Origin of the sequence: Cupriavidus sp. BIS7, from assembly GCF_000292345.1 — a bacterium.
In the GTDB taxonomy this organism is placed as follows: Bacteria; Pseudomonadota; Gammaproteobacteria; order Burkholderiales; family Burkholderiaceae; genus Cupriavidus.
In genome coordinates this window covers 146,471-164,906 of the sequence record NZ_ALOU01000010.1, presented here as the reverse complement: position 1 = coordinate 164,906, position 18,436 = coordinate 146,471, and the positions used below count along the sequence as shown (strand labels likewise).

Below are 18,436 nucleotides of genomic sequence, written 5' to 3'. Positions count from 1 at the left end.
GGCGAGTGTCGGAAACTGGCCGACCTCGGTCGACTGAGCGGAGGGTGGCTGTAGGCGGTTGCCGACCCTTCTCACAGGGTCTTCCCTGGTCAGTCTGAATCGGTCGCAGTGTCATCCGGAGCCTGCGCTACCGAACGCCCCGAATGAACGCAAGTATTCCCATGCCGACCGTATTGTCGGGGCTGTTGATCGAGAAAACCTCGGAGAAATGGTTCTGTCCCGGGAAGCGTACGAATGTCGGACAGCGGTCAGTCTTGCAGAGCGCTTCCTGGAGTTGCAGCGCCTGGCGCTCCACGGAGACTGGATCCAGTTCAGCGGTCGCCACCATCAGCGGCAACGGTGTCTGCTGAAGTCCAGGCACTGACGAGCGCTCTGCGTACCGGCTGGCGTCGTCGCCGAAATATGCCTTGAGCGCCGGGCTGATCTCTGCGGTGGCGGGGTCAAAGATGGTCGCCGAGAGAAATGCTGCGCCGGCCAGTCCTACGCCGGCCGGTCCGTAGAACTCCGGGTGGGCGACATAGGAAGCCGCGAGTACCGCGCCCGACGAATGACCCACTAGAAAGACCCGCTTCGGGTCGCCGCCCAGCGCGGCGATGTTCTCTTGAACCCAACGCACTGCCAGACCCAGGTCTTCGGTGCCTGCTGGCCACGAGTTCTGAGGCGCCATCCGGTGATTGAGATTGACGCCTATCAGTCCGCGGCCCGCTGCCCATAGCATCACGTTGTCGTAGAATGGGCTGTCGGACGCATGTTTGTCGCCGCGTACAAAGCCGCCGCCATGTACGAAAACTAGCACGGCCTTCGGCGACTGGAGCGCAGTCTCGGGCACGAACAGATCCAGCCTCTGGTCGTCCGTCGGCCCGTAGTTCAGATCTCGGGAGACGCGCACGCCCGAAAACGACTGCGTTTTCAACAATGGCACGTACAGGGCGGCGGTGCCCGATGGGTCAACGACTCTTCCCAGAGTCTTGAGCCTTTCGGCGATATCGGGTGGCACCTGCGCCAGGGACAGGTGACTGGCGGCGCTCAAGGCCAGGATCGCCAAGGCGCGGCCGAGAATTTCTCGACAGCTCATCACAATCTCTCTATGCAGTTGGTGTTTAAAGATCGCGGACGGCTTTGATCATTGAATGCTGGTTACTGTGCGCCGTGTTAGACGGAGCGATGCGACTTTCAGGCGCGCTGCCGGTGAGTATCAAACGAGGCAGGGTACTCATTTCCAGTCTTCCTTCGGCGCACGCACGAAATCGTACGACATGCTGTGCTGCGGATAAATTGCAACAACGTCAATTTATAGATTGGCGGGTAGTCATCTGCAAGACGAATCGGCCTGACGAGGCAAATGCTGTAAGCGGCGCAGCAGGCAGCCCCAAGAGCAACAGCGATACCAGGATGCGGGTGGTGAAGGGAAACTGAGCCCGCCGCGCACGATATTGATGTCGCCGGGCAGGCGCCCGAACGGAATCCGAGACAGCTAGGCCACGCGGCCGCCCTGCGCCGCGCTCGCGCTTAGCAAGCAGACGTAGTGGCGGGTGCGATGGAAATCACTTCGCAATCCGAATTCCCCGTGCGCAGGTTCCGCGTAGCCCTTCGGCAGCGTGCGGCCCTGCTGCTGGCTGAGATGGACGGCATGGTTAACGTGCTTGCCATCAAGCTGAGGGATGCGCACGCATGCAGCGAGTGGTTGCCAGTGAATGACCCTTCAGAGAAAACGTGCGGACGCGTTCAGCTCCACACGTCGAGCGTCGCTTCATGGCGACAACTGCTATGCTGCGTATTTCGGGGCGCGTGATCAGCGATTTCGGGGGAACGTGATCATCTGCTTCGGGCGGAAGCTGATCGCTGGTTTCGGCGGAACGTGATCACTTCGGCGACGCCGCCGAAATCGGTGATCACGTTCCCGAAACTCGTGATCACGTTGCCGAAATGGGTGATCACGCACCGTAATGGGGCCGAGCAAGGGTTAGGGGTGGGACTGCGCATGGACTAGAACGCCGGCGATACGCTGCTTCCTTTTTTCAAGGAAGCAAGCTGATGCCGGCTAACCGGATGACCATGCGCAAAATCAAGGAAGTGCTTCGCCTGAAGTGGGCGTGTGGCCTTTCGCACCGGCAGATCGCTAGAGCGACGGGTGTGAGTGTTGGCGCCGTTTCGCAGTACGCGGCAATGGCGAAGGCAGCGGGGCTGGATTGGCCGCAGGCGGACAGCCTGAACGAAGATACGCTGGAGCGGCGGCTGTTCGGCGCGCAGAAGCCGGCCAACAGCCCGGGCGGGCGGGTGACGCCGGACTTCCCCTATCTGCATCGCGAGCTGCGCCGCAAGGGCGTGACACTGCAGTTGCTGTGGGAGGAATACCTGGAGGCGAATCCAGGCGTCCCCATTTACCAATACACGCAGTTCTGCTGCCGTTACCGGGACTGGGCAGCGACACTCAAGCGGTCCATGCGCCAGCAGCACCGCGCCGGCGAGAAGCTGTTTGCAGACTTCGCCGGTCAGATGGTGCCGATCCTGGATGCGGAGGGCGGCATTGCCTTCGAAGCCAGCATCTTCGTCGCTGTGCTCGGCGCGTCCAATTACACGTACGCGTGCGCCACCCGGGGGCAGACCACCGCCGACTGGATCGGGGGAATGGTCTGCGCGATGGAATACGCCGGCGGCGTGCCCGAACTGCTTGTGCCGGACAACCCGCGCGCGCTGGTGGCTCGCCCTGACCGGTATGAGCCAGTGCTGTCCCGTACTGCGGAGGACTTCGTTCATCACTACGGCACGGCCATGCTGCCGGCGCGGCCGCGCAAACCGCAAGACAAGGCCAAGGTCGAAACCGGCGTGCTGATCGTCGAGCGGTGGATTCTGGCGCGGCTGCGCAACCACCGCTTCTACAGCTTGGGCGAGCTCAACAAGGCTATCAAGAAGCTCGTCGCCGACCTGAACGACCGACCGTTCAAGAAGCTGCCTGGCACGCGCCGGGAGTGGTTCGAGCGGTTGGACCGGCCAGTGCTGCGACCGCTGCCGCCGCGGCGCTACGAAGTTGCAACGTTCAAACAGTGCCGCGTCAACGTCGACTACCACGTCGAGATCGACGGCCACTACTACAGCGTGCCACATGCCCTGGTGCGCAAGGCGGTGGAGGCTCGCGTAACCCGCCACACCATCGAGATCCTGTACGGTGGCAAACGGGTAGCGCTGCACGCGCGCAATACCCGCAAGGGCAGCCACAGCACGGTCAAGGAACACATGCCGGTGGCCCATCGCGCGCACCTCGAATGGACGCCCGGCCGGCTGCTCAACTGGGCAGCCTCGATTGGGCCCAACGTCGCCGTCATCGTCGAATACCAGCTCACCCACAAAAGCCATCCCGAGATGGGCTATCGCGCCTGCCTGGGTCTGCTGAGTCTGGCCAAGAAGTACAGCAAGGAGCGGCTCGAAGCCGCTTGCGCCCGCGCCGTCGCCATTGGCTCGCTCACGCGTAAGTCTGTGGTCTCCATCCTTGAAAACCATCTGGACCGGCAAGCCACTCTGCCGGTATCGCAAACCGAGTGGCATTCCCCCATGCACGACAACGTGCGCGGACCCGACTACTACCATTAGGAAAACTATGCTGATGCAACACACCGTCGGCCAGCTCAAGGCCCTCAAGCTCGACGGGATGGCGCGGGCCTTCGAGGAACAGTCTGTCCTGACCGCCAGCTCCAGCCTGCCGTTCGAGGAACGCTTCTCCATGCTGGTCGACCGGGAGATTGCCTGGCGCGACACCCGGCGCCTGGAGCGGCTGCTGCGCTCGGCCAAGTTCAAGCACACCCAGGCATGCCTCGAGGATGTGGTCTATGACGGCAGCCGCGGCCTTGACCAGCGGCTGGTCGCAACCTTGGCCAGTTGCGACTGGATCCGCAATGCTCAGAGCCTCATCCTGACCGGGGCGACCGGTGCCGGCAAGTCCTGGCTGGCCTGTGCGTTTGCTCAGCAGGCCTGTCGGCAGGGATTCTCTGCGCTCTATCTGCGGGTGCCGCGACTGTTCGAGGAACTGCAGATCGCCCACGGCGACGGGAGCTTCACCCGCCGCCTGGCGCAGCTCGCGCGCATCGATGTCCTGGTGCTGGACGACTGGGGCCTACAGGAGCCTTCTGAAAGCGCACGCGGCGATCTGCTGGAAGTTCTGGACGATCGCGTCGGTACCCGCTCGACCATCGTGACCAGCCAGCTCCCGATCGAGCATTGGCACCAGTGGTTGAATGATCCGACGCTGGCTGACGCCATCTTGGACCGGCTGGTCCACCAGGCGCACAAGGTGCCGCTCAAAGGCGAATCCATGCGTAAGCGCACGGCAACCGACGCCAAGAAACGGGCATCGTGATCACCTACGCTACAATCTCCTGACCGCGCAGTACCACCTTCCTTCCCTGATCACGTTCGCCGAAACTGCTGATCACCTTCACCGAAATCCGCAGCTATGCAGAACGATGTCGTCCAAAAGAACGTGCACGAGGGCGAATACCGAACGATTGTTATACCCATGCCTGCTCCGCCAGATAGACTGCGTCGTCCAGTCAGGCTAGGATTTTTGAACAATCAATCCACTGAGGAGACGGAGATGTTGGCCGTAGTCGCACAAATAAAAGTAAAACCGGGTGCCGAGGTACAGTTCGAGAAGATTGCAGCGGAACTCGCGGCGGCGTCCCGGCAGGAGGAGGGGTGCGTCGAGTACGACCTCTGGCGAAGTTTATGCGTTTGTGGAGAAGTATCGCGATTCCGATGCGGTCGACGCGCATCGAAAATCGGAGCACTTCCGAACGATTGGCAAAGCGATGGGCGCGCTCATGGATGGTCCGCCGACCGTGCTGCGGCTGACTGCGATCTGATCAGCGAAGAACCGGAAAGACGTGTCGACGCCTTGGGATTGTCGACATGCCCATTCATATCCTCAATGTGGAAGGGCAGAAACTGGCCGGCAAGGGCCCCTTCGCCGGCCAGGCACCTGGTTACACTTCGGTTTGCTCTGCCATTTCAAGCGCGTCGTCCACTTCGATTCCGAGGTAGCGTACTGTGCTTTCGAGCTTGGTATGCCCGAGAAGCAGTTGGACGGCCCGCAGATTCTTCGTACGTCGGTAGATCAGCGATGCTTTGGTCCGCCGGATTGAATGCGTTCCGTAGGCAGAATCGTCCAGGCCGATAGAGGCAACCCAGCGATGGACGATCCGCGCGTACTGGCGAGTTGAAAGGTGTGGTGACGAGTGCAAGCGACAGGGAAGAGGTAATCGCATAGCTTGAGCCCGCGAGCGCGAATCCAGCACTGGACACTTTCGCGAGTTTGATCGGTGATCTCGAACTGCACGGGGCGCTGAGTTTTCTGCTGCATTACCGTTGCGCGGCTACCGACCTGGTTACCAAAGCAGATGTCTTGCACGCGCAGGCGGGTTAGGTCACACGCACGCAGCTTGCTGTCAATGGCAAGGTTGAACATGGCCAGTTCGCGAACGTTTGACGTGAACTGAAGCCGGGTTCGTATTGCCCATATCTCGTTCAGCTTCAGCGGAGGCTTCTGGCCCGTCAGCCTTCCCTTGTTCCATGGGATTTGACGCGCCGCGTGGAGAAGCATGATGGTCTCCTTTCAGATGAAGGCATACCGAGTCTGCGCCTTCTCCTCCAAGAGGATCACCGGCCTTCCTGTCGTCGAAGTAGTTCCGCTAGTGTGGGAAATGGCCAGTCTTCGTCGTCGTATCCGGGCGGAAGTCCGAGGTGGCGCTCGCCGTCGGCGCACTTCGTCCTGTCTCCAGGGAGGATGACTTCAGTCACCAAAATACCGGGGCGCTCCATCTCAAACAGGAGGCGATTGCAGATTGGACAGTAGCCTCTGTCTCGCGGCTCGTCGTCTCCAAGGTCCATCGGGTACTCGTGAATCTGGACCCTGACGCTGCACTTACATGTGATTGGCTCAATGTGGTTCATGGGCTCTCCTGAGAATGGAGTGCTCAGTGAACTGCCTCCGGTGCACTCGCGTCCATGGATCATGAACCTCTTGCCCTAAACGCGCATCGCCCGAAGGGGGCACAAACTACTCTGCGCAATCAGTGTTGGAGCTGTATGTGTCTGCCGCGATCTTCAGCGCTTGCCATGACGGGCAATCATAGTGGTCCCAGTTCGACCCTAAGCGGCCAATTGGCGATCCGTGCGTCAATGACCGCTCGCGATCAGAAGTGGCCGTACGGGATAGGTCTTAACTCCCCACTAATCGTTAGCATTCTGTTGGGTACATTTACTCGCCTGACAGTTCAAAGATCTTGCGTAGTTTCCCGGCGCTGCATACGCCCCGTTCTCCCATTTCGGAAACCAGTTGATTCGGCCATGAATCCAAATCAGTCTTCTCTTCGAGTTGCTAAATGTGGACGACAACTCCGTTGTCATAGCGGCATTGCACGGTGCGGAGTAAGTCGTCGGGAGCTCGATATGCGCTCCGGCAGCTTCAACGATATGAATGACTTCATTGAGACGTTGCAATAGTAGCTGCGAATCTCTTTCAGCATCTTGGCTCGCCGGGCAAATCGACCCGAACAGGAAACTATAGGTTTGATACTTGTCTTGGGTACCTTTGGGGTGTTCTCGGACGAAGCGGGCGATGCTATCGGACTCGACCCGAGAAACAGGTTCTTCTGCCGTCATGACTAGATCGAAGTCCTGATAGTCGGTGCGGATCGATAGCGCGTAGCAAGCAATCGAATTTGCAGCCAAGAGAAAGCCGAATCCAGCAGACAACTGCACGATACGGATGTTCATTGTCGGGCACCAAATAGCGAAGAGATATTCTTCTTAGCATCGGCCGAGGCTTCAATCTGCGGCGCGAGGTTCCGCGAGGCCGGGTCCGCGTACATTGCAGGTTAGGTGCACTAACGAATCCCCTTCTGCTGCATGTAGGGGACCAGAGCGTGCGTAATCTCCGGCGAACGTTTAAAGTCAGCTATTCCATCATGAAGCAAGCGCGCCAGCCCGTAGCATGCGCGTTCCGGTGGAACGACGTTGTTGTCGAGGCTTGCGCCGCTTAGCTGCTTCATCACTCGTTGGTTGGCTGCCTTCGTTGTGGTCTGCAGAATCATCTGAAAGTAGCCTTGCTTGGCAGTCTCGCCGCCAATCGGAAGATACCGGTCACCGAGCGCATTCAGTACGCTCGCGGCGCCGCGTATGAACGCGTCGTTCCGCGTTCTCCATTTTGCTACTTCCTGTTGTGCGTCTTCCCCGGTTGCGTTGTTCAACCTCCCGCAAAGTTTCCCCGCAAAGTCATGCGTCATGCCTCTAACCATTACCGTTGTGGCGTCAGTCTCCAACGGTTGAGAAAGGTCGTCCGTAAAGCGGTTAAATGAACTGGTCTCTGCGTGGGCGGCAGCGACGAACAACCAGGGCACGAGGAATGCTCGGCGAATAGTCATGTGTAACCTAACTCAGTGAAGTATGCCCCCCGGCTTTGCCCGGGGAGCTGTTGGTGCGTGCCTTGTCCGCGTGCTCAAGGCTTAAGGCGTGCTGCGAGCAACGTAACACCGACCGGCTAGCCGTAGCCAGAGGTGCGAAGTGGGGTGTCAGCAGTGCACGACAGGGCGAATTAGGTGACCGCTCCTGGCCGGACTCTGACCTCAGCCCACCCGCGCACGAGTGCGTTGGCGCCAGAGGCAACAGCCGGCCCAAGCCGGCCCGCAGGCTCAGTCGCTTGCCAACGACTGCTCACGATAAGTCGATCCCGTTCGCGGCGTACCAGGCAACCTCGAAAACCCGCAGTTCTGCCCCGGCCGTCAGGCAGCCCCACCTTAAAAAGGGATCAATTGGTGATTCCCCGATGCATGTCGTTGCAAGATAGACGCCATACGGTATCAAAATATGATACTTGTATCGGTGCGCTGGCTCTTACCTAGCCGATGGCACAGAATTACCCGCAACTCATCGAGTAGACCGAGAACAATGACGGAACGTAAGCAACTGCTTACCACGCTAAAAATAAAGTTGAGAGAGCGCGGTGTCACCTATCGGGATATTGCGGCAGCGTTGCGTCTATCCGAGGCAAGCGTGAAGCGATTGTTCTCGACGGGCAATCTTTCGATCGATCGCCTGTTCGACATTTGCGGTCTTCTCGACATGACACTGGCCGAGCTGACACAATCTGCCGCCGCCAGTTCTCAACGCCTGGTCTGCCTCGATGAGAGGCTGGAGGCCGAACTGGTTTCCGACCCAAAATTGCTATTGGTGGCTACTTGCGCCCTCAACCATTGGCGCCTTGTAGACATTATTGAGCACTATCAGCTCGATGAAGCCGAATGTCTGCGCTATTTGTTGTTGCTTGACCGCATGCGTTTAATCGATTTGCTTCCGGGTAACCGGATCCGAATCAATGTTGCGCGTGACTTCGATTGGCTGCCGGGCGGTAATATTGCGCGTTTCTTTGCAGGTCGGGGGCGCGACGATTTTCTTACAGCCCCTTTCAATGGGGAGGCCGAATCCCTATTTTTCGTGCACGGCATGTTGACCCCCGATGCTCGCCGACAGTTCATGGCGCAGTTGCAAAAGCTGCGACACCAGTTCTCCGAGTTTCATGAAGATTGTGTACGGGCGACGATCGGAGAACGGCAGGGAACCGCCATGCTGCTGGCCATACGTGAATGGGAACCACCCGACTTCGCCCGCTTGCGTCGCCGTACACAGTGAGCCACGCCGATGACAACCTCTCCAATCGATGTCCGCTTTGTCGCGTTGCTCGGCACGGGTCACGCGTTACCGTCCCAAGTGGTGGCAAGCACTGACCTTGACCGCCAGTTGGACCGATGTATTGGCACCGTCGAACGTGTGAGTGGTGTACGCAGGCGGCATTTCGCCACGAGAGAAGAGACCGCCGCAACGCTGGCTGCCGAAGCGGCCAGGCGAGCGCTGGATGCAGCCAGGCTCTCGCTGGCTGACATCGACTGCCTGGTGGCAGCAAGCGGCACGCAGGATCAGGGAATGCCCTGCAATGCCGCACTGGTCCACCGTGAGTTGGGTCTGTCCGCAAGTGCGATCCCGGCCTTCGACATCAACGCTTCGTGTCTGAGTTTTGTCACCGCGCTGGACACGATGGCGTGGCCAATCGTGGCCGGTCGCTATAGGCGAGTGCTCGTGGTGTCCGCTGATATCGCTTCTTGCGGTCTCGATTGGAGCACGCTCGAGAGCAGTGCCATATTTGGAGACGGTGCCGCTGCCGCGGTGCTCGGGCCCAGTATCGAGGGGAGATCACGTCTGCTCGCGGCAGAGCTGAACACGTATTCCGAGGGCGCGAACCTCTGTCGAATTCCTGCCGGTGGAAGTCGCTATCATCCGGCCCGTATAGACCAGCCGTTCGATGGGCTGGCCCAGTTCCGCATGGACGGGAAGGGTGTATTCAGACTGGCAGCGGCCCACCTGCCAACGTTCGTCGAGCGACTACTTGCGCGCGCGGGTGTCGGGCGCGATCAGATCGACTGGGTTGTGCCACATCAGGCCAGCCAGCTCGCCATGAAGCACATAGCGAAGAAGATCGGCTTCCGGCGCGACAAGATCGTGGATATCTTTGCCGAGCACGGCAATCAGGTCGCGGCGTCGCTGCCCACGGCGCTCGATGTCGCCATTCGCGACGGTCGTATTCAGCGCGGTCAACGCCTGCTGTTGTTGGGCACTGGCGCCGGACTGTCGCTGGGTGGTATGGTCCTGGAGTACTGATGAAACTGGTCATTACCGGCGGCACGGGATTTCTCGGCCGCCATCTGGTCTGGCGTGCCGCAGCCGAAGGTGCCGAAGTGGTCTTCACGGGCAGGAATCCAGAGGCTGCGGCCAACGTTATTGGCCGTGCGCCAGCACCGGTGCGATGGCAGGCGCTGTCGCATGGCGATGCCGCAGCAGAATCCGCGCTCGCCAACGCTGCTCGCGGTGCGGATGCCATCGTACATTGCGCCGCACTGTCGTCGCCATGGGGCCGTTACGATGACTTCCATCGTGCCAACGTCGTCAGCACAGCCGAGGTAGTCGCGGCCTGCGAGGCGCATGGCGTGCCTCGCCTGGTACATGTGTCAACGCCCAGTATCTATTTCGGCTTTGCTGATCGCATTGGAATACGCGAGGACGCAGAGCTACCGAGTCCGGCAAATGACTATGTGCGGACAAAGCTGGCCGCCGAGGCGCTCGTACAAGAGGCAGGACTACGCGCGGTAGCGATACTGCGCCCACGCGCCCTGTTCGGCCCGTGGGATCAGACGCTGATGCCGCGCATCCTGCGAGTCCTGCACAAGGGCGCGCTGCCAATCATGCGCGGCGGACACATCCAGCTCGATCTGACCTACATCGACAATGCCGTTGATGCCGCCTGGCTGGCGCTCACAAAGCCGTTGCCGCGACAGGTGAACATCTACAACGTGAGCAATGGCGAACCTCGAGAGCTGTCAGACCTCCTCTCGGTGATGGCGCGAGAGTTTGCACTGCCGCTGCGCACCCGCAAGCTGCCATGGCCCGTTGTCGACGCGCTTGCCCGAGGCATGGAAAGCGCCGCGCGTATTTTCGGGAGAGGGGAGCCCGTGCTAACGCGTTACAGCGCAGCAGTATTGGCATTCAGTCAAACACTGGACGTCTCGGCGCTGCGCAATGAACTCGGCTGGCGACCGAGGATATCGATCGACGAAGGCATTGGGCGCCACGCGCGGTGGTGGCTGGAGCAACAGGCATGACGACACTTGCATTGCACGTGCTGCGCGTTGGTGCATGCCGCCATCTTGAATGCATGGCGGCGCGCGGCGGGCGTTGGAGGCGGGTGGATTTTCCTGCTCTCTGTGGCCTGATCCGCCATCCTCAGCACGGCTGGATACTTTATGACACTGGTTACGCTGACCATTTCTTTTCCGCGACAGAAAAATGGCCGGAACGCCTTTACCGGACTGCGCTGCCCGTCGACCTCCCGGCCAATGAAGCGCTTCTGACGCAGTTGGCGAGCTTCGGTCTTACCCCCGCTGACATCCGCTTGGTCATCGTGTCGCACTACCATGGCGATCATATCGCCGGACTGCGCGATTTTCCAAATGCCCGTTTCATCGCGCTGGCAGCCGATACCGAGCATTTTGGAAGCCGTCTCGGCAAGCGCTGGCGGGCCACGCTGGGCGGACATCTGCCTGGCCTGCTACCACCCGACTACTTTGCCCGTGTCAGGGCCGCAGACAATTGCCCGAAACGCGATTTGCCCCGATGGCTGGCACCACTCACACAGGGTTTCGATCTGCTTGGCGACGGTAGTCTGATCGGCGTGCCTTTGGTCGGCCACAGCCACGGCCAACTCGGCCTCTTCCTTGAGGATGCTGGAGGCCGCCCGGCCATCCTGGTCGCCGACGCATGTTGGTCGCTGCCTGCACTGAGGGAGGGCCGTCTGCCAGCCATTCCCGCCATGTTCATTAGCGCGGAGAGGCGGCGCTATGTCGCAACGTTCGAGAGCCTGGCGGACATCGCGCGGCGCGAGCAAGCGGTGGCCCTGCTGCCTTCGCACTGCCCGGTGGCGTGGCAGGAGTATCGCGATGCATCCTAATGCCCTGAGTACGGTGGCGTACTTTGCGCAGTCTCGCTGGCGACTTGCCTTTCGCGACCGCGCGAAACTGGAGGCTTGGCAACAGGCACGCCTTGCCCGCTTCCTGCGGGACGTACTGCCTCGTGCTCCGTATTACCGGGACTTTCGAAATGTGGCGATCACGGATCTGCCCATCATGGACAAGTCGTCAATGATGGCCGATTTCGATGCGCGCAACACGCGTGGAATCTGCCTTGGTGATGCCTTCGAGATTGCCTTGCGCGGCGAGACCACGCGTGACTTCGCGCCCACGCTTGGTGGTGGCGCCGACGCGCTGACCGTGGGCCTGTCGAGCGGCACATCTGGCAACCGCGGAGTATTCCTGGTTAGCAAGGCAGAACGCCTGCGCTGGGCTGGCATCTTGCTAGGCCGCGTACTGCCGGCTCATCTGCTCAAGCGCCTGCTTTTGCCGTGGACGCCATCGGTGCGTGTGGCCTTCTTTCTGCGCGCCAACAGCAACCTCTACACGACGTTGAGCAGCCGGCGCATCGACTTTGGCTTCTTCGATGTCTTGAGCGGTGTCGAACCAGCACTTCCGCGATTGAACGCCAGCCAGCCAGACGTGCTGGTGGCGCCGCCGTCCCTACTTCGTACGCTTGCCGGCGAAGCTGCGGCTGGCCGGCTAGACATCCGCCCGAGTCACGTCATCTCCGTGGCGGAGGTTCTGGAAGACGGAGATCGCGCGGCGGTACGACACGCGTTCGGCGTCGAACCCCATCAGATTTACCAGGCCACCGAGGGCTTTCTCGGTTACACGTGCGAGCGCGGGACCCTGCATCTCAACGAGAGTTATGTGCATATCGAACCGGACTGGATCGATGAAGCACGGACCAGATTTCAGCCCATCGTTACCGACTTTACCCGCGACACCCAACTCATTGTGCGCTATCGACTCAACGACGTACTGCGTGTATCCGACGAGCCGTGCCGCTGCGGGCGAGTGGAGCGCGCGATCGCCGCCATCGAAGGACGCGCCGACGAAGTGCTCTGGCTGCCCAGCCGCATTGACGGCCGTGGGGTTGCGCTATATCCCGACCTGATTCGGCGCGCCATGCTGTTTGCCGGGCCGAGCGTGCGTGAATTCGAAGTGGTGCAATCGGGTATGCAATGGGGTGTGGGCCTGCTTGCCGACGGCGATCGCCAGGTGGCCGTTGAACGCGTCCGCGCGGAATTCGAGCAACTCTGGCGGCGGCTTGGCTTGGAGTCTCCCGCGCTTGATTTTTCCGACTGGCGCCCCCCGGCGCGAGGCGTGAAGCGCCGCCGGGTAAGGCTGGTGGCAGTACCGGAGGGACTGGCATGCACGTTCTGATCCTTGGTGCCCGTGCGCCGGCATGCTTGGAATGGGCCCGCTGCTTTCATGCGGCTGGTTGGCGAGTGTCCGTCGGCGATTCGTTGCACTGGCCGGTCGGGCGCTTCTCCAACATGGTTCACGACTATATCCGCCTGCCAGAGCCGCGCAGCCAGTCGGCCGCCTGGATTGCCACGCTCGCAAAACAGGTCGTGGCACGGGGCATAGACCTTGTGGTGCCAACCTGCGAGGAGGCGTTCTACCTCTCGCACGGTTGTGCCCACATCCCAGCACGGGTGGTCGTGCCGCCGTTCGCGTTGATGCACGAACTGCACCACAAGGGACGATTTGCGCAAATGGTGGAGGGTTGGGAAGTACAGGCACCCGAAACGCATCTTTTGGAATCGTCTGCAGCCGCGCAGGTGTTCGCGGAGGGTGAGGATACGCGTGACTGGGTGTTCAAGCCCGCCTATTCGCGCTTCGCCAATCGCACCCTGCTGCGTCCGGATCCGGCGCAAGTCGCACGGCTGAGCCCGACGCCGGTGCGGCCATGGTTGGCACAACGCTACGCCGCAGGCCGCGAACATTGCAGCTACAGCTTGCTGGTCGAAGGCCGTTTGACCGCGCATGCTTGCTATCACCCGCGATATCGTGTCGGTCGCGGCTCGGGCATCTGGTTCGAGCCCACCAGCCCGGCGCCGATCCAGGCGTTCGTCGAGAGATTTGGGGCCGAAACCGGCTATACGGGGCAAGTGGCGTTCGATTTCATCGAACAGGCCGACGGCTCGTGCCGCGTGCTTGAGTGCAATCCTCGTGCCACTAGCGGCGTACATCTTTTTGCCGACGATCCCAAGGCGCTCGTAGCGGCCTTGCTAGGTGCTGAAGGAGTCTTGACACCGGCGCCCAGGCCACGCCAGGTCGCTCTTGCCATGATTCTTTTCGCCTCTGGAAAACACCTGTTTGACACCGGATTCTGGCGCGACTACTTTTCAGCTCCCGACGTGGTGACGCGACCAGGGGACTTCGGACCACTTCCAGCGCAAATTTCCGGTCTCATCGAAATAGTTAGCCGGGCAGTTAGACGGCGTTGTGGACTGCTCGCCGCCGCCACCGCCGATATCGAATGGGATGGGCAGGCGTTGGAGGAGATGCCTTGAGGCTGCTATCCGCGGAGCAATTTGCCGCCAGCCACGAGGCTACACACCATGCTGCGCTGGCAGCGTTCGCGCTCCATGGGCCCTGTGCGATTCGGAATATTGCTACGCACATGCATGTGCTGGACACCGGCGCGTATTCCTTTCCGGTGAGCGTCAATGAGGGCAGTGAGCGTGCCGACAATAGTTACGTGGTGTCGCCACTAACGGCGTATACCGGGTATGCGCGGTACGAGCTGGCCCAGCTTGGCTACGCCTGGCTGACCTGGCCTCTGCGCGGACTGATACGCGCCATGGGAGGCTGGCTGGCATCGGCGCACATCGACCGGCTTGTCCAGGTGAACAACTGGTTGTTATCGACCAATGTCTACCCAGACGATTGGGATGGCGCGGATCTGCCCGAAATGACTGATCTGCTGGTCCGGGCGTTTCCCGAGCACGCTATCTGTTTTCGCTCATTGAATCTGTTCAGCAATGCGGGCCTGATCGAACGCCTGAGGGGACTTGGCTACCTTGCGATTCCCAGCCGGCAAGTCTACTTGTTCGATGCGCGCGAAGGCGAGGCAGCAGGCTTCCTGCAACGCCACAACAGCCGCATCGACGCGAGTCTACTGCGCAAGTCTCCGTACGAGCTTGTGCGCGGCAGCGACCTCCGCAACGAGGACTATTCGCGCCTCGCGCATCTGTACAACCTCCTGTACCTGGAGAAATACTGCCCACTGAATCCACAGCTCAGTGCCGACTGGCTACGGGCCGGTCAGCGCGATGGTTGGTTGGAACTGCGCGCGTTGCGCAGCAGAGAAGGGCAGATCGACGGCGTTCTGGGCTGGTTTGGCAATCCGCAGGTGCTTACGGCGCCGGTGGTTGGCTACGACACTGCATTGCCGCAGAAGCTCGGCCTGTATCGCCTGATTACGCAGATATGCCTTCGGGAGGCGGTGCAGCGCCGTTGTCTGCTCAATTTCAGTTCGGGTGCTGCGCACTTTAAGCGGATACGCGGCGGCGAGCCGGCAATCGAATACAGCATGGTCCATGTCAGCCATTTGCCAGCGGCGCGGCAGCGGGTCTGGCGCGTGCTGAGCCGACTGTTGCAAGGTATCGGGGTGCCACTGATGCAGAGGCTCAAACTATGATGAAACCTGAATGCTACTGGTGGCCCCTAGCCACCATTGAAGAGCTATTGGCTGGCGAGCCTCTTTCCCGTCAACTGCATGGAGTGCCATTGGTGCTCTTTCGCGATGCGGCCGGGCTGCCAGCGGCTCTACATGATCGTTGTCCTCATCGCCATGCACCCTTGTCTCGAGGGAAAGTGTGTGATGGCGAACTGGCCTGTCCGTATCACGGGTGGCGTTTCGATGGTGCCGGGCGCTGTACACGCGTGCCCGGCATCGATGGTGCCGGCATTCGTGCAACGCTGGTTCCGACATTGAAAACCAGTGTTGCGCATGGCCTGGTCTGGGGATGCTTCGCGCATACCGCCGATACGCCGGCTCCGGTACCGCCGTCTGTTGGCAATGGCGTTGACGCCTTTTTCATGGTCGACACCGCGAGCTGCTCCGTTGCCGAGGCGGCGGAAAATCTGCTCGATGCCAGCCATACGCCGTTCGTTCATGCCGGCTGGATTCGTCGTGACAGTCAGCGCCAGCAAATTAAGGCCGAGGTCCAGCGCTTGCCCGATGGAATCGAAGTCCGCTATAGCGAGGAGGGGGTGCAATCGGGTCTCATTTCCCGCTTGCTCGAGGGTAGTCGCACCGAGAGTTTTGGCCGGTTCCGTCTGCCCGGCGTAGCCGAGATCGAGTACCGCGGCCGACACGGGCTCAATCTTCTGGCAACTGCATGGCTCGCCCCCGAAGATGCAGGCCGGCTACGCGTCTATGTCCGCATAGCCACGCGGGATGGCTGGACTCCCGCTTGGCTGAAGCGGATTGTTCTAGGTCGCCTGTTCGGTTTGATTTTCCGCCAGGACAAGGAGATCCTGGAAGCAACTCGCGCGAATATTGACCGTTTTGAAGCCGCAGGTCGGAGCACCCGGCTATTGGATTCCCCAGTTGATTTGTTAGGTCCGTCAATACGGCGGCTACTGGCCAGAGAGCCTCTCGAAGAATCTGTAGAGCGCGTCGTAAGTCTCAGCATCTAGATTCGGCGGCAAACGGTTACTTGCAATTGTCTCGTTGCCTATGGATGACCGAAAAGGAGCTATCTCCTGACCATGCGAACGAGTTCACTAAATGGCCGCTACTGGCCGGTAAGCGCCATCTGGATGTTGTCATCTCCTCAACAGCCTCTTGCCCCACGCACCTGCTAGGCTAGGCCTACCATTTCTCTGGTTATATTGTCGCAGCGCCGGATCTGGTCTCTCGGCCTCATGTCGTGGCGAGCGTCACCGATGGGGAAAATAGGCCATTGATCTGGAATGACTTCCCCGAGACAGAGTACGGTGTGCGACGCGTGAAGCAAACCCTGCGGATCGCGCCTACGCAGTAAGGCATCAATGCGACTGTGTAGCCAGCGGCGGGTCTGACAACGCGCCATACCGCCCGTTTTCCTATGGAGTCAGGAGTTGCGGTGCACGCAAAGCCATTTTGCCCATTTTGGGAGGAAAAGATCTCGTAACTGGCGCGGGAACTTGTGTGCTAGACGAGGTGCTTGCGCATGGTCCCAAAATGGGACTACTCTCATGTCCATGAGAGTCATTGCGAAGAAAGTCCTCCTGGCGTTCTGCGATAAGCATCCGATTGCACGCCAGTCGATACTGGCGTGGCACGAAGAAGCCATTAAGGCCATCCGGATGACTCCGCAGTACATTAATGCGAGAGTTTCGACGGCGAGCTTTGTCGGGCGAAACCGGGTGGTATTCAACATCAAGGGCAACGACTACCAACTCGTCGTAGCAGTCGCCTACCGCGTCGGTGTCGTCTACATCAAGTTCGTCGGAACTCATGGCGAGTACGACAGGATCGATGCTGAGACTGTAGAACTGGAGTAGCAAAGATGGAAATCCGCCCAATTCACAACGAGCGCGACTACCAGGAAGCGTTGAAGATCGTATCCGGCCTGGTTGATGTCGATCCGGCACCGGGCACATCAGAAGGGGACCGCCTGGAGGTCATCGCGACATTGGTCGAGCGTTACGAGGCTGAACATTTTCCGCTGGGTCTTCCCGATCCCATCGAGGCGATCAAGTTCCGCATGGAGCAGGCTGGACTGTCGGCCGCCGACATGCAGCCGTATATCGGCAACCTGAACCGGGTCTACGAAGTCCTCAACCGGAAACGCGGGCTAAGCCTTTCAATGATTCGACGTCTGAACCGCGAACTGCATATCCCCGCTGAAGTACTCATCGGATAACGGAAAAGCATGATGACTGCGGAGAAAGTCTCGATCCTCATCAACTACGCGGCCACGGTGTATGCGGAGTTCTGCAATCTGGGGGTGATGGGCAACCAGGGAGGGCACGCGTTAGGCGGTTGAACCGGGAGTATCCGGCGCGGGGAGGCGCCGTGTTTGCTCCCGTCGATTGCTTTCCTGGTTGCCCGACCGCGATGCGGCCCATAGTGAGAGTCGACATAAGGCGTCGTGAACGAGCTTGACAGTTGCTCGAGCCCTGGACTCCCCTCTACAGTCCCCCTGTTACGCCGGGCGTCTAGCTGTACGAACATAGGTCCGCTTGCCATCTAGCTCTGTGACGACGATCTGGCTGTCAGTCGCAGTCAACACAACCCGAAGAAGCGGCGGCGTCGACTTGGGGATACGAATTTGGTCTCCCGGGTTTAGAGGCCAGCGATCATCGAAGGTATTGGTTCGCGCCGTTGCAATATCCTCGCCGAGGTTGATGTGTCGGGCGATCCAAGCCTCGGCCCGACTACCGTTCTCTGCCGACGGGCTCAGCGGTTCTACGAGGCGATTGCCGGGTGGCAGCAGCCTTCGGATTGTCGGCAAAAGCGGTGTCTCGCCGCCTGGCCATTTCAAAATCGGCCCAGCCGAGGCTGGGAGATTGGCAGAAGTGGAGAGCGGTGGCTTGCTCGGCTTGGAATTGAGGGTGTTTTTGCATCCTCGGTATAGCCGATTCAGGTGCTCATGACGGGAACGAGAGCGGTGGCCGAAGCCACCCATTGACGAGCGCAACGATTCTCGCCCGGTGGTGCCTTCGCTCGGCGACTACTTTGCCGAAGATGACTGTGGTGACTAGGCCGGCCATTTCTCAGGTTTTATTGTCGCAGCGTCGGAAGTGCCCTCCGAACCTCATGCCGCGGCGAGCATCTTCCACATGACGCCAAAGTATTGATTGAGAATGGATTTTTTGAATCTTCGCCTTTGTTGAAAGGATTTCTCAGCCTTTATTGTTTCGCTACATCGGCGGCTCTGCCGTCCCGGGACAGAGTTGTGCAAAGCCCTAGAAAGAGTTCTGCA

The 18,436-nt window shown here is 60.2% G+C and carries 16 protein-coding genes and 2 pseudogenes; 14 read left to right on the top strand and 4 right to left on the bottom strand.

Annotation, left to right across the window (positions count from 1 at the left end; translation table 11 throughout):
• Window positions 1–127: 127 nt before the first annotated feature.
• A complete protein-coding gene (locus B552_RS0104680; RefSeq protein WP_237718164.1) occupies window positions 128–1,030 on the bottom strand; it encodes an alpha/beta hydrolase in 903 nt (300 codons plus the stop codon).
• 1,004 nt (window positions 1,031–2,034) lie between these two features.
• Between B552_RS0104680 and istA the strand changes: the two genes are divergently transcribed.
• The 4 genes and pseudogenes from istA (at window position 2,035) to B552_RS29415 (ending at window position 4,856) form a co-directional block, all read left to right on the top strand.
• A complete protein-coding gene (gene istA, locus B552_RS0104670; protein WP_026035332.1) occupies window positions 2,035–3,588 on the top strand; it encodes an IS21-like element ISRme9 family transposase in 1,554 nt (517 codons plus the stop codon).
• A gap of 7 nt (window positions 3,589–3,595) precedes the next feature.
• Window positions 3,596–4,351: an IS21-like element ISRme9 family helper ATPase IstB gene (gene istB / locus B552_RS0104665; protein WP_019447851.1), complete on the top strand. Its 756-nt coding sequence runs from the start codon at window positions 3,596–3,598 to the stop codon at window positions 4,349–4,351.
• 96 nt (window positions 4,352–4,447) lie between these two features.
• Window positions 4,448–4,657 (top strand): annotated as a pseudogene (locus B552_RS29420) (hypothetical protein); the annotation flags it as partial.
• Complete coding sequence (locus tag B552_RS29415; RefSeq protein WP_348599289.1) at window positions 4,626–4,856, top strand: antibiotic biosynthesis monooxygenase; 231 nt, start codon at window positions 4,626–4,628, stop codon at window positions 4,854–4,856. The pseudogene B552_RS29420 and the gene B552_RS29415, both read left to right, overlap by 32 nt.
• A 120-nt stretch (window positions 4,857–4,976) precedes the next feature.
• Here B552_RS29415 and B552_RS27145 read toward each other — a convergent pair.
• From B552_RS27145 to B552_RS0104645, 3 genes and pseudogenes are all read right to left on the bottom strand, one after another.
• Window positions 4,977–5,593, bottom strand: a pseudogene (locus B552_RS27145) (tyrosine-type recombinase/integrase).
• A 629-nt stretch (window positions 5,594–6,222) separates the two neighbouring features.
• The gene (locus B552_RS28725) at window positions 6,223–6,768 is read right to left on the bottom strand and encodes a hypothetical protein (RefSeq protein ID WP_157160177.1); all 546 of its coding nucleotides are present in this window, start codon (window positions 6,766–6,768) and stop codon (window positions 6,223–6,225) included.
• Between the two features lie 110 nt (window positions 6,769–6,878).
• Window positions 6,879–7,415, bottom strand: coding sequence for a hypothetical protein (locus B552_RS0104645; protein ID WP_019447848.1), 537 nt, complete (start codon window positions 7,413–7,415; stop codon window positions 6,879–6,881).
• A gap of 523 nt (window positions 7,416–7,938) precedes the next feature.
• Here B552_RS0104645 and B552_RS0104640 point away from each other — a divergent pair.
• The 10 genes from B552_RS0104640 to B552_RS0104595 all read left to right on the top strand — a co-directional run bounded on the left by B552_RS0104640 (window position 7,939) and on the right by B552_RS0104595 (window position 17,374).
• The gene (locus B552_RS0104640) at window positions 7,939–8,679 is read left to right on the top strand and encodes a helix-turn-helix transcriptional regulator (RefSeq protein ID WP_019447847.1); all 741 of its coding nucleotides are present in this window, start codon (window positions 7,939–7,941) and stop codon (window positions 8,677–8,679) included.
• Window positions 8,680–8,688: 9 nt separating this feature from the next.
• Window positions 8,689–9,702 (top strand): beta-ketoacyl-ACP synthase III, encoded by a 1,014-nt coding sequence (locus B552_RS0104635; RefSeq protein ID WP_019447846.1) that lies wholly within the window; start codon window positions 8,689–8,691, stop codon window positions 9,700–9,702.
• Window positions 9,702–10,700: an NAD(P)-dependent oxidoreductase gene (locus B552_RS0104630; RefSeq protein WP_019447845.1), complete on the top strand. Its 999-nt coding sequence runs from the start codon at window positions 9,702–9,704 to the stop codon at window positions 10,698–10,700. Before B552_RS0104635 ends, B552_RS0104630 begins: the two co-directional genes overlap by 1 nt.
• Window positions 10,697–11,545 carry an MBL fold metallo-hydrolase gene (locus B552_RS0104625; protein WP_019447844.1) on the top strand — a complete coding sequence of 283 codons (849 nt, stop codon included), beginning with the start codon at window positions 10,697–10,699 and terminating at the stop codon, window positions 11,543–11,545. The genes B552_RS0104630 and B552_RS0104625 overlap by 4 nt, the downstream gene beginning before the upstream one ends.
• Window positions 11,436–12,893 (top strand): F390 synthetase-related protein, encoded by a 1,458-nt coding sequence (locus B552_RS0104620; RefSeq protein ID WP_348599285.1) that lies wholly within the window; start codon window positions 11,436–11,438, stop codon window positions 12,891–12,893. The genes B552_RS0104625 and B552_RS0104620 overlap by 110 nt, the downstream gene beginning before the upstream one ends.
• A complete protein-coding gene (locus tag B552_RS0104615) occupies window positions 12,881–14,029 on the top strand; it encodes a hypothetical protein (protein WP_019447842.1) in 1,149 nt (382 codons plus the stop codon). The genes B552_RS0104620 and B552_RS0104615 overlap by 13 nt, the downstream gene beginning before the upstream one ends.
• Complete coding sequence (locus B552_RS0104610; RefSeq protein ID WP_157160176.1) at window positions 14,026–15,159, top strand: hypothetical protein; 1,134 nt, start codon at window positions 14,026–14,028, stop codon at window positions 15,157–15,159. The genes B552_RS0104615 and B552_RS0104610 overlap by 4 nt, the downstream gene beginning before the upstream one ends.
• A complete protein-coding gene (locus tag B552_RS0104605; RefSeq protein WP_193352170.1) occupies window positions 15,156–16,163 on the top strand; it encodes an aromatic ring-hydroxylating dioxygenase subunit alpha in 1,008 nt (335 codons plus the stop codon). Before B552_RS0104610 ends, B552_RS0104605 begins: the two co-directional genes overlap by 4 nt.
• 546 nt (window positions 16,164–16,709) lie before the next feature.
• Window positions 16,710–17,012: a type II toxin-antitoxin system HigB family toxin gene (locus tag B552_RS0104600; RefSeq protein WP_026035328.1), complete on the top strand. Its 303-nt coding sequence runs from the start codon at window positions 16,710–16,712 to the stop codon at window positions 17,010–17,012.
• 5 nt (window positions 17,013–17,017) lie between these two features.
• Window positions 17,018–17,374, top strand: a complete 357-nt coding sequence (locus B552_RS0104595; RefSeq protein WP_019447838.1) for a transcriptional regulator — start codon at window positions 17,018–17,020, stop codon at window positions 17,372–17,374.
• Window positions 17,375–18,436 lie beyond the last annotated feature (1,062 nt).